A 2134-nucleotide genomic window follows, 5' to 3' on the forward strand; every position below is an offset into this window, starting at 1 on the left:
ATCGCCGCCGGTGTGGGTGCGGGTCGGGTCAACACCGGCCGGTTGCCCCACCGATCCAGGCGGTCGCGCTCAGCGTCTGTGAGCACATCCACCGACGACAACCGCCGGTCGGAGTCGGCGGTCATCGCCACCAGCACCCGCTGGAACCGCTCGATCAGCGTTTCGACGCTACCGGTATCGAACACGTCGGTGCGAAACTCCACCGTCCCACCGATCCCGGCGAGCTCACCGGCCTCGCTCCAGCGTTCGCCCAACGAGAACGTCAGGTCCACCCGGGCGGTGCGGATGTCTATCGGTACCGGGCTGACCTGCACATCACCCAACGCCAAACCGGCGGTCGGGTCCCCGGCGAAGTTCTGCCACGCCAACATCACCTGGACAAGCGGATGATGAGCCAGACTGCGGGTCGGGTTGAGCCGCTCCACCAGCACCTCGAACGGCACATCCTGATGCTCGTAGGCGGCCAGGCTACGCGCCCGCACCTGGGCCAGCAGCTCGGCGACACTGGGATCGTCGCCCACATCGACGCGCAGCACCAACGTGTTGACGAAAAAACCCACCAACTCATCGAGGGCGGGATCACCGCGCCCGGCGATCGGAAACCCTACCGCCACATCGGAACTGGCGCTCAGCTTGGCCAACAACACCGCCAAAGCGGCCTGCATCACCATGAAACTGGTCGCATTATGCTCCCGGGCCACCCGACGAACCTGCTGCTGCAACTCGGCCGGCCACTCCACCATCACGCTGGCGCCGCGGTAATCGGCCACCGCCGGATAGGGCCGGTCGGTGGGCAACACCAACCGCTCGGGCAACCCGGCCAACGCCTGCTCCCAATACGCCAACTGCCCGCCGATGCGGCTGTCGGTATCCTCGAGATCACCGAACTGCGCGCGCTGCCACAGCGTGTAATCGGCATACTGCACCGTCAACGGCGCCCACCCCGGCGCCCGCCCCGCACACCGGCTGGCATACGCCACCCCCAGATCAGCCACCAACGGGCCGATCGACAAGCCATCGGCGGCGATATGATGCACCACCGCCACCAACACGTGCTCGTCCTCAGCCACACGGAAAAGCGCTGCCCGCAACGGGATTTCAGTGGCCAAATCAAACGGATGACGCACCCAGGGACCAATGGCCTCCTCTAACCGGCTCGCCGACCAGCCGGTGGCATCGACAACCCGCCAACCCAAGTCGGCCCGCTCGGGGGCCACCACCAGCTGCTGAGGAATCCCGTCAGGGGCGACGAACAGGGTGCGCAGGCTCTCATGACGACCCACCACATCGGCCAGCGCCGCACCCAGCGCGCCGGCATCCAGCCGCCCGCCAAGCCGCAACGCCACCGCCATGTTGTAAACCGATGACGGCCCCTGCAATTGGTCGATGAACCACAACCGCTGCTGAGCGAACGACAACGGCACCACCGCGGGCCGCTCAACGGCCACCAACGGCTCCAGCCCACTCCCGTCGGCACCGATACGAGGCGCCAACTGGGCCACCGTGGGCGCCTCAAACACCGTGCGCACCGCCAAATGAGCATCCAGACCGGCGTTGACCGCGGCAACCAAGCGCATCGCAGACAGCGAATCCCCGCCCAAGTCGAAAAACGAGTCATCAATCCCGACCCGCTCAAGCCCCAGCACCTGCGCATAAATGCCGGCCAAAATCTCCTCAGTAGGACTGGCCGGGGCGCGATAGCCCGCACCCGAGGCCAAATCGGGCACCGGCAGCGCACGAACATCGAGTTTGCCGTTGACCGTCAACGGCAGCGCGTCCAAACCCACCACCGCCGCCGGCACCATATACTCCGGCAACCGCTCAGCCAATTGGGTGCGCAGCCCGGCCGGATCGGCGGTCCCGGTGACATACCCCACCAGCCGCTTGTCGCCCGGGCGGTCCTCACGGGCCACCACCACCGCCTGCTCCACACCATCCAACCCGGCCAACGCCGCGCGGACCTCACCGAGCTCGATGCGATACCCACGTATCTTGACCTGCTCATCGGCACGGCCCACATACCGCAGCTGCCCATCACCACCCCAACGCACCAAATCCCCGCTGCGATACATCCGCTGTCCGGACCCCCCGAACGGACACGCCACAAACCGCGACCCGGTCAACGCAGCCCGGC

Annotated in this window: 1 protein-coding gene; it reads right to left on the reverse strand. The window is 66.8% G+C overall.

Annotation, left to right across the window (positions count from 1 at the left end; all coding sequences use genetic code 11):
* A partial coding sequence (locus BST14_RS27950) for a condensation domain-containing protein (RefSeq protein WP_142279669.1) occupies positions 1–2134 on the reverse strand: 2134 nt, incomplete at both ends.

Source organism: Mycobacterium arosiense ATCC BAA-1401 = DSM 45069 (genome assembly GCF_002086125.1).
Lineage (GTDB): Bacteria > Actinomycetota > Actinomycetes > Mycobacteriales > Mycobacteriaceae > Mycobacterium > Mycobacterium arosiense.